The 9,173-nt window shown below is 36.8% G+C and carries 8 protein-coding genes; all 8 read left to right on the top strand.

Annotation, left to right across the window (positions count from 1 at the left end; genetic code table 11):
• A partial coding sequence (locus AB3X49_RS13165; RefSeq protein ID WP_367962564.1) for a YbgA family protein occupies positions 1–591 on the top strand: 591 nt, incomplete at its 5' end.
• 216 nt (positions 592–807) lie between these two features.
• Positions 808–1,953: an acyl-CoA dehydrogenase gene (locus AB3X49_RS13160; RefSeq protein WP_002032227.1), complete on the top strand. Its 1,146-nt coding sequence runs from the start codon at positions 808–810 to the stop codon at positions 1,951–1,953.
• A 15-nt stretch (positions 1,954–1,968) separates the two neighbouring features.
• A complete protein-coding gene (locus AB3X49_RS13155) occupies positions 1,969–3,306 on the top strand; it encodes an acetyl-CoA carboxylase biotin carboxylase subunit (protein ID WP_002136442.1) in 1,338 nt (445 codons plus the stop codon).
• Between the two features lie 26 nt (positions 3,307–3,332).
• Positions 3,333–3,548, top strand: a complete 216-nt coding sequence (locus AB3X49_RS13150; RefSeq protein WP_113735019.1) for an acetyl-CoA carboxylase biotin carboxyl carrier protein subunit — start codon at positions 3,333–3,335, stop codon at positions 3,546–3,548.
• Positions 3,549–3,569: 21 nt separating this feature from the next.
• Positions 3,570–4,481, top strand: a complete 912-nt coding sequence (gene mvaB / locus AB3X49_RS13145; protein WP_002017011.1) for a hydroxymethylglutaryl-CoA lyase — start codon at positions 3,570–3,572, stop codon at positions 4,479–4,481.
• A gap of 4 nt (positions 4,482–4,485) precedes the next feature.
• Positions 4,486–5,274, top strand: coding sequence for an enoyl-CoA hydratase (locus tag AB3X49_RS13140; RefSeq protein ID WP_002017012.1), 789 nt, complete (start codon positions 4,486–4,488; stop codon positions 5,272–5,274).
• A gap of 2 nt (positions 5,275–5,276) precedes the next feature.
• Positions 5,277–6,818, top strand: coding sequence for an acyl-CoA carboxylase subunit beta (locus AB3X49_RS13135; protein WP_002017014.1), 1,542 nt, complete (start codon positions 5,277–5,279; stop codon positions 6,816–6,818).
• Positions 6,819–6,866: 48 nt separating this feature from the next.
• A complete protein-coding gene (locus tag AB3X49_RS13130; protein ID WP_367962561.1) occupies positions 6,867–8,807 on the top strand; it encodes an AMP-binding protein in 1,941 nt (646 codons plus the stop codon).
• Positions 8,808–9,173 lie beyond the last annotated feature (366 nt).

Below are 9,173 nucleotides of genomic sequence, written 5' to 3'. Positions count from 1 at the left end.
GGAAAAGGAACTGGATTATTTGGCGGAGCAGTAATAAAAAAATTTTCGCATCTTCCAATTGAAGAAGAAGGTAGATTTTCGAATTTTATTATTAGAGAGCATTTCTTTACAAGATTGTTTACAATCGCGCATTACAAAATGATTAAACATACTAAAAACATAAAGGAACTCGTAGCGTTTCAATCAGATTATAAGTATTTATTTATGGCATATAATCAGGTGAAACAAAAAGAATTAGGGCGTATTATTGCAAATCAAAAAAATGAAACAATGGAAGTCGTATTTGATAACTATGAGAAGACTTTATATGAATTATTTATGCGCGCGCCTCGCTATACATCGAATGTAAATGTATGTGAGCACATTTTCGGATATTTTAAAACAAAGCTAAAAAAACAAGAAAAAGATCATTTTCTAGAACTGATACAAAAATATGCAGAAAAGAAAATACCACTTAGTAGTTTGCTTACAATTTTAAAATCATGGGCCATTCGATTTGATGAAAAGTATTTATTAAGACAAACATATTTTGAGCCATACCCTGAAGGGTTAGTAGAAATTTCTGATTCGGGAAAAGGTAGAGATTATTAAACAATAAATTACATAATTCGACACAAAACCTCCTATGTTGTTGTAGAACAATGTAGGAATTTTTTTGTGCATTGGTACAGAATCTGTTTTAAAATTAAGTTATGACAGAATTATAGCAATTGTCTAACTAATATTCGTGTCTTTTAAGAAGTAATGTTTGTAGTAGAAACTCGCACGCTGTCGAAACTCAATATTCGATAAGGGGTGTGTAGCGGAATGGAATTTACTCTAACTCGCGAAAAACAAATGATTAAAGAAATGGTACGTGACTTTGCTGAAAAGGAAATCGCACCGAAAGCGGTATATTATGACAAAACTGCGGAATTTCCATATGAAACATTTCAAAAAATGGGCGAACTAGGATTATTAGGTATCCCATTCCCGGAAGAGTATGGAGGTTCAGGTGGCGATACGTTATCGTACGCGTTAGCTGTTGAAGAAATTGGTCGTGCTTGTGGTGGAACAGGTTTAAGCTATGCTGCAACAATTTCATTAGGTGCTTCTCCAATTTATTATTTCGGTACAGAAGAACAAAAACAGAAATTTTTAGTTCCAATGGCGTCAGGTAAAACGTTAGGTGCTTTCGGATTAACGGAGCCAAATGCTGGATCTGATGCAGGGGGCACACAAACGAAAGCAATTTTAGATGGCGATGAATATGTTATTAGTGGTGAAAAGTGCTGGATTACAAACGCAGAGTATGCAAATACAATTATTGTAACCGCTATCAACGGTTTTGAAGACAATGGTAAAAAACGTATTTCTGCATTTATCGTACCGACTACTAGTGAAGGATTAACGATTTCAAGCCCTTACGATAAGATGGGTGTTCGTGCTTCTAATACTTGTGAAATCGTACTTGATGGTGTACGTGTACCGAAAGAAAATATTCTTGGTGATGTAAATAAAGGATTTAAACAATTCTTATATACACTTGATGGAGGACGTATTTCAATTGCAGCATTAGCAGTAGGTATTGCACAATCTGCATTTGAGCGTGCATTGCAATATGCGAAAGAACGTCAACAATTTGGAAAACCGATTTCTAATTTCCAAGCGATTCAATTTAAATTGGCTGATATGGCGACTGAAGTAGAATTAGCGCGTAATTTAGTACATAAAGCAGCTTGGTTAAAAGATAACGATAAACCTTTCGGTAAAGAAGCGGCTATGGCAAAGTTGTTTGCATCTGAAGCTGCAAGTCGTATAGCAAATCATGCAGTACAAATTCATGGTGGATATGGCTATATGCGTGAATATGAAGTTGAACGATATATTCGTGATGCAAAACTTTTAGAAATTGGTGAAGGAACTTCTGAAATTCAACGTCTCGTAATTGCAAGACATTTAGGATGTAGATAAAAAGGAGGGGTCACTATGTTTCAAAAAATATTAATTGCTAATCGCGGGGAAATCGCAGTTCGCATTATGAAAACTTGTCAAAAACTTGGCATTCGCACTGTTGCTATTTATTCTGAGGCTGATGAAAATGCCCTTCATGTAAAATTGGCAAATGAAGCTTACTTAGTAGGCGGTCCACGTGTCCAAGAAAGCTATTTAAACCTTGAAAAAATTATTGAAATAGCTAAGAAGACAAATGCTGAAGCAATCCATCCGGGGTACGGATTATTATCAGAGAATCCATCTTTTCCGATTCGCTGTAAAGAAGAAGGAATCGTATTTATCGGTCCTTCAGAAGAAATCATTACTAAGATGGGAAGTAAAATTGAGTCACGTATAGCGATGCAAGCAGCAGATGTGCCAGTAGTTCCAGGTATTACTACAAATATTGAAACTGCTGAAGAAGCAATTGAAATTGCGAAACAAATTGGTTATCCATTAATGCTTAAGGCATCCGCGGGCGGCGGAGGCATTGGAATGCAGTTGATGGAAACTGAGCAAACGCTCACCAAAGCATTTGAAAGTAATAAAACAAGAGCTCAAAATTTCTTTGGTAACGGAGAAATGTATTTAGAGCGCTATATAGCAGATGCACATCATATTGAAATTCAGCTTTTAGCAGATACACATGGTAATACAGTGTATTTATGGGAACGCGAATGTTCAGTGCAGCGCCGAAATCAAAAAGTAATTGAAGAAGCACCTTCACCATTTTTAGATGAGGGTACACGAAAGGCTATGGGAGAAGTTGCTGTACAAGCTGCTAAAGCACTTGGTTATACAAATGCAGGTACAGTTGAGTTTCTTGTAGATGATCAAAAGAACTTTTATTTCTTAGAAATGAATACGAGATTACAAGTAGAACATCCAGTTACAGAAGAAATTACTGGGTTAGACTTAGTTGAACAACAATTACTTATCGCATATGGTGAGAAGCTATCATTTACACAGGATGATGTAAAACGTAGTGGTCATGCCATTGAGGCTCGTATTTATGCAGAAGATCCGAAAACATTCTTCCCATCACCTGGGAAAATTACAGATTTAACGTTACCGACAAATATACGTATTGATCACTTTTTGGAGAATCAAGTAACGATTACACCTTTCTATGATCCAATGATTGCGAAAGTAATCGCACATGGTGAAACTCGTGAAGAAGCGATTTCAAAATTAAAAATTGCTCTAGAAGAGTTAAAAGTAGAAGGTATTAAAACAAACACACCAATGTTACTGCAAGTACTCGGAGACGATGTGTTCAAAAGTGGTATTTATACAACGGGTTTCGTAACGAAACAACTTGTTAAAAAATAAGAGTTATGAATATTAAGGGGGAAAAAATGATGACGAAAGTATATGCATCGATGGCAGGAAATATTTGGAAAATAGTTGTGGGAGTAGGAGATACAGTAGAGGAAGAGCAGGATGTCGTCATTTTGGAATCTATGAAAATGGAAATTCCAATCGTTTCAGAAGAAGCCGGAACTGTTATGAAAATTAACGTACAAGAAGGCGATTTTGTAAATGAAGGAGATGTATTACTAGAAATTGAATAGGGAGATATAGGGGGAAGCGAATTGAAACTACCTAATTTTGCTGTCATTAAAGAAGTCGGGCCACGTGATGGCTTACAGAATGAAAAAAAGATTGTTGGCACAAAAGATAAAGTAAAATGGATTCAACTACTTACAGAAGCGGGATTGTCGTACGTTGAAGTTTCCTCATTCGTTCACCCTAAATGGGTTCCTGCATTAGCAGATGCAAGTGATGTATTTTCTGAGCTAAAAAGGGATCCAAATGTTACATATGCAGCGCTTGTTCCAAATCAAAATGGTTTGGAACGAGCTTTTTTGCAAAATGTAGATGAGGTGAATGTTTTTTTATCAGCAAGTGAATCTCACAATAAAAGTAATATTAATAAATCTATTAAAGAAGCATTAGCTGTAATTGAAGATATAACAAAACAGGCAACGTTCGAAGGTAAAAAGGTAAGAGGCTATGTTTCTACTGTATTTGGATGTCCTTATGAAGGGGATATAAGTGCCACAGCAGTTGACGAAATATGTAATCAACTATTTTCATACGGCATTTATGAAGTTTCTCTCGGTGACACGATTGGTGTAGCGAATCCATTACAAGTAGAACAAGTATTAGAACATCTATTAAAGAAGTATGATGCTTCGCAGTTTGCAATGCATTTTCATAATACGTATGGAATGGCTCTGGCGAATGTAGTTAAGTCTTTAGAATATGGTATTACAACGTTTGATAGTTCTTGTGGTGGACTCGGAGGATGTCCTTATGCACCAGGAGCATCGGGTAATGTTGCTACTGATGACTTAGTGCATATGCTCCATAAGCTGGGAGTCCAAACTAATATTGATGAAGAAAAGTTATTGAGAGCTAGTCAGTTTATTCAAAGTAAGTTGAATATCCAATTACCGAGTCATGTGTATAGAGCGCTTCAACATAAAACGATAAGTAGGTGAGAAGATGCTACAATTACAAAACATTTCAGTTGACTATGTTACACCGCACGTTGTAAAGATTTCGTTAAATCGTGAAAGACAAGCAAACTCATTATCTTTGGCATTATTAGAAGAATTACAAACTATATTAACTCAAATAAACGAAGAATCAAATACGCGCGTTGTTATTTTAACAGGGGATGGCGAAAAAGCATTTTGCGCTGGTGCTGATCTAAAAGAGCGTGCCAACATGAGTGAAGAACAAGTTCGCCATGCTGTGGGTATGATTCGTTCTACTATGGAGATGGTGGAACAATTACCACAACCAGTTATTGCTGCTATTAATGGAATCGCACTTGGTGGAGGTACTGAATTAAGCTTAGCTTGTGATTTTAGAATTGCTTCTGACACTGCAAGTCTAGGTCTTACTGAAACTTCTCTTGCAATTATACCTGGAGCAGGTGGTACGCAGCGTTTACCGAGATTAATTGGAGTCGGTAGAGCAAAAGAATTAATTTATACAGGAAGACGTATTTCGGCGCAAGAAGCGAAAGAATATGGTTTAGTAGAATTCGTAGTACCAGCTGATTTACTAGAAGAGAAAGCAATTGAAATTGCAGATCGAATTGCTAAAAATGGTCCAATTGCTGTTCGATTAGCAAAAGAAGCAATTTCAAATGGAATTCAAGTAGATTTACATACCGGCTTACAAATGGAAAAACAGGCGTATGAGGGCGTAATCCATACGAAAGATAGATTAGAAGGATTACAGGCATTCAAGGAAAAACGCAAACCAATGTATAAGGGGGAGTAAATATGTTAGATCAAAAACAACAATCTAATTCATTTGAAGAACGAGTTGAAACAATTAAGCAAGGCGGGGCACCGAAATATCATGAACAAAACAAAGCAAAAGGGAAACTTTTTGTTCGAGATCGTTTAGCTCTTTTATTCGATAATGGTGAATATGTGGAAGATGCATTATTTGCAAATTGTGAACAAACTGGATTACCAGCTGATGGTGTTGTAACTGCGACTGGTAAAATACATGGTCGCACTGCGTGCGTAATGGCAAATGATTCAACTGTTAAGGCTGGATCATGGGGAGCACGTACAGTTGAAAAGATTTTGCGTATTCAAGAAACGGCTGAGAAATTACGTGTGCCGTTATTTTATTTAGTTGACTCCGCTGGGGCACGTATTACAGATCAAGTTGAAATGTTCCCTGGACGCCGCGGTGCGGGAAGAATTTTTTATAACCAAGTGAAATTATCTGGAAAAGTGCCACAAATTTGTTTATTATTTGGACCTTCAGCAGCTGGTGGTGCGTATATTCCAGCATTTTGTGACGTTGTTATGATGGTTGAAGGAAATGCTTCTATGTATTTAGGGTCTCCGCGTATGGCTGAAATGGTTATCGGTGAGAAGGTAACTTTAGAAGAAATGGGCGGAGCACGTATGCATTGCTCAGTATCAGGATGCGGAGATGTTTTATGTAAAACAGAAGAAGATGCAATTACTCAAGCAAGACAATATATTTCTTATTTTCCAAGTAACTATTTAGAAAAGACTCCTTTGATTACACCTCAAGAACCGAAACAGTTCGATAAAACGTTAGAAGAAATCATTCCAGAAAATCAAAATGCTCCTTTCAATATGAAAGATCTCATTAACAGAATTATTGATGAAGGTTCTTTCTTTGAAGTGAAAAAATTATTTGCTCAAGAACTAATTACAGGTTTAGCACGCATTGATGGTAAGCCAATTGGCATTATTGCAAATCAGCCGCGTATGAAGGGCGGCGTATTATTCCACGATTCAGCTGATAAAGCAGCGAAGTTTATAAATTTATGCGATGCATACCATATTCCATTATTATTCCTTGCAGATGTACCTGGATTTATGATTGGTACAAAAGTAGAACGTGCCGGAATTATTCGTCACGGTGCAAAAATGATCTCTGCAATGAGTGAAGCAACTGTACCGAAAATTTCTATCGTCGTTCGAAAAGCATATGGAGCTGGCTTATATGCAATGGCAGGTCCAGCGTTTGAACCAGATTGCTGCTTAGCATTACCAACAGCTTCTATTGCAGTAATGGGTCCAGAAGCAGCGGTCAATGCTGTATATGCAAATAAGATTGCAGCTTTACCAGAAGAAGAGCGTGCAAGCTTTATTGCTGAAAAACGAGAAGAGTATAAGAAAGATATTGATATTTACCGTTTAGCATCTGAGATGGTGATTGATGGTATTGTTCATCCAAACAATTTACGTGAAGAGTTAAAAGGACGATTCGAAATGTATATGAGTAAATATCAAGTATTCACGGATCGTAAACATCCTGTATATCCAGTTTAAAAGCCCTATTTAGGGCTTTCTTGCTCAAAAAATCAAGGAGGGGAAAACATGAAACAAGCAGTTTGGTTTCCAACAGAAGAATATAAAGAAAAAACGCGTTTATTTGGTTGGATGAAATCATTAGGCTATGAAGATTACGAAGCTTTTTATAATAAGTCAATTGAAGAAACAGCTTGGTTTTGGGGAGAAGCTGAGAGAGCAGTTGGCTATCAGTGGATGAAACCATATACAGAAGTGTTAGATTTAGAAAATGGTACACCGTTTGCACAGTGGTATACTGAGGGAACTTGTAACGTTGTAGAATCTGCTTTATCTCGCTGGCTTGCAGACGATAAAACGAAAACACAAGCAGCACTTATGTATGAAGGGGAAAACGGAACTGCGAAATCATTTACATATGAAGAGCTTGACAGCTGGGTAAGCCGTGTTGCCAACGGTTTGAAACATGCTGGTATTGAAAAAGGTGATCGTGTAACAATTTACATGCCAATGATTCCTGAAACAGTTGTTGCTATGTTAGCAGTAATGAAAATTGGAGCGATTATTTCACCAATATTCTCAGGTTTTGCTGCTGATGCAGTAATGACACGTGTACAAGCGGCTGGTTCAAAAATGGTTATTACCGCAGATGGCTTTTCACGCCGTGGGAAAATTGTTTCATTAAAAGATGAAGTAGATAAAGCTTGTGAACATTGTCCAACTGTTGAAAAGGTGGTAATTGTTCGTCATGCAGGAAATGATTTTACACCGCATAATTATGATTTTTCATGGAGTACGTTAGAAAAAGAAAAACCATTTATACATGCTGAAGAAATGAACAGTGATGATCCATTAATGCTTATATATACATCTGGAACGACTGGTAAGCCGAAGGGGACAGTACACACACATGCTGGTTTCCCGCTAAAATCTGCATTTGATGCAGGATTTGGAATGAATATAAAACAAGGCGACCGAGTATTATGGGTAACTGATATGGGCTGGATGATGGGACCATTTTTACTATTCGGCTCTTTAATTAATGGCGCAACAATGGTTATGTATGAAGGTGTCCCAGACTTTCCAGAAGCAGACCGCTTATGGGAGACAGTCGATAAATATGAAATTACTCATCTCGGTATTTCACCAACGTTAATCCGTGCATTAATGGCAAAAGGTGATGAATATGTAAATAAACACTCGTTAAAGAGTTTAGAAGTATTCGCATCAACAGGAGAACCTTGGAATCCAGACCCATGGATGTGGTTATTTAATACAGTTGGTAAAGGTAAAGTACCAATTTGTAACTATTCAGGTGGAACTGAAATTTCAGGTGGGATTTTCGGGAATGTCCTAATTAAGCCGATCGCACCGATTAGTTTTAACGCATCTTTACCAGGAATGGCAGCGGTTGTACTTGATGATCAAGGTAAACCAATTCGAGATGAAGTCGGAGAACTATGTTTAGAAAAACCTTGGGTAGGTATGACGAAAAGTTTCTGGGAAGATGATGAACGTTATGTAAACACATATTGGTCACGCTTTGAAAATAAATGGGTCCATGGGGACTGGGTTATTTATGACGGTGAGCAATACATCATCACAGGACGTTCAGACGATACGCTAAATATTGCAGGGAAACGTATTGGTCCTGCTGAATATGAATCTATTCTTGTGAAACATAATGATGTAATAGAAGCAGCGGCAGTTGGTGTACCGGATGATGTAAAAGGAGAAGTTTGTCATTGTTTTGTTGTATTACGAGATGGTGTAACATTCTCAGGAGAATTAAAGAAAGAATTAATGAGTTTAGTAAACTCTCATATTGGTAAAGCTTTATGTCCAAAAGACATCCACGTTGTAGAAGATTTACCAAAAACACGAAATTCTAAAGTAATGCGACGTGTCATAAAAGCTGCTTACTTAGGAAAAGAATTAGGAGATTTATCGTCACTTGTAAATCCTGAAGTGGTACCCTTTATTCAAGGACTACAGTCTAGCAAACTATAAAATTACGAATGAGCTCTATGTAAATAGAGCTCATTTTTAATGTTTACAAAAAGATAAGAGAGAAAAAGTAAATTTGGAGTTAAAAAATCTACTATTAGTGTTAAGTATGTCTGTTTGTTTTTAGTTTTTATCAAAATAGGATACTGTGGCTGTCTATTCAATGGAGTGATTGAATTTTGTTAAGAATGAAAATTTAGTGAAGAAAAAAGTAATGAATAAAAGGAGAAATCCCTGGGGGACAGGGATTCAATAAGGGAGATATCATTGTCGTTCAATGTCGAAATTTGGCGTATTCGACAAATTAATATTATCACGAATTTTCAGGAGATTGTGATAGTGAATGTGTCAAAAATGTGTACTTATTTC

It is taken from the genome of Bacillus sp. C30, assembly GCF_040838255.1.
Lineage (GTDB): Bacteria > Bacillota > Bacilli > Bacillales > Bacillaceae_G > Bacillus_A > Bacillus_A mycoides.
This window is presented reverse-complemented; position numbering and strand designations above follow the sequence as displayed.

What these genes read in the sequence shown, in the direction of transcription:
- AB3X49_RS13140 (WP_002017012.1), top strand. Translation starts at nt 4,486, where the DNA reads ATGCTACAATTACAAAACATTTCAGTTGACTATGTTACACCGCACGTT.
- AB3X49_RS13155 (WP_002136442.1), top strand. Translation starts at nt 1,969, where the DNA reads ATGTTTCAAAAAATATTAATTGCTAATCGCGGGGAAATCGCAGTTCGC.
- AB3X49_RS13130 (WP_367962561.1), top strand. Translation starts at nt 6,867, where the DNA reads ATGAAACAAGCAGTTTGGTTTCCAACAGAAGAATATAAAGAAAAAACG.
- AB3X49_RS13160 (WP_002032227.1), top strand. Translation starts at nt 808, where the DNA reads ATGGAATTTACTCTAACTCGCGAAAAACAAATGATTAAAGAAATGGTA.
- AB3X49_RS13150 (WP_113735019.1), top strand. Translation starts at nt 3,333, where the DNA reads ATGATGACGAAAGTATATGCATCGATGGCAGGAAATATTTGGAAAATA.
- AB3X49_RS13135 (WP_002017014.1), top strand. Translation starts at nt 5,277, where the DNA reads ATGTTAGATCAAAAACAACAATCTAATTCATTTGAAGAACGAGTTGAA.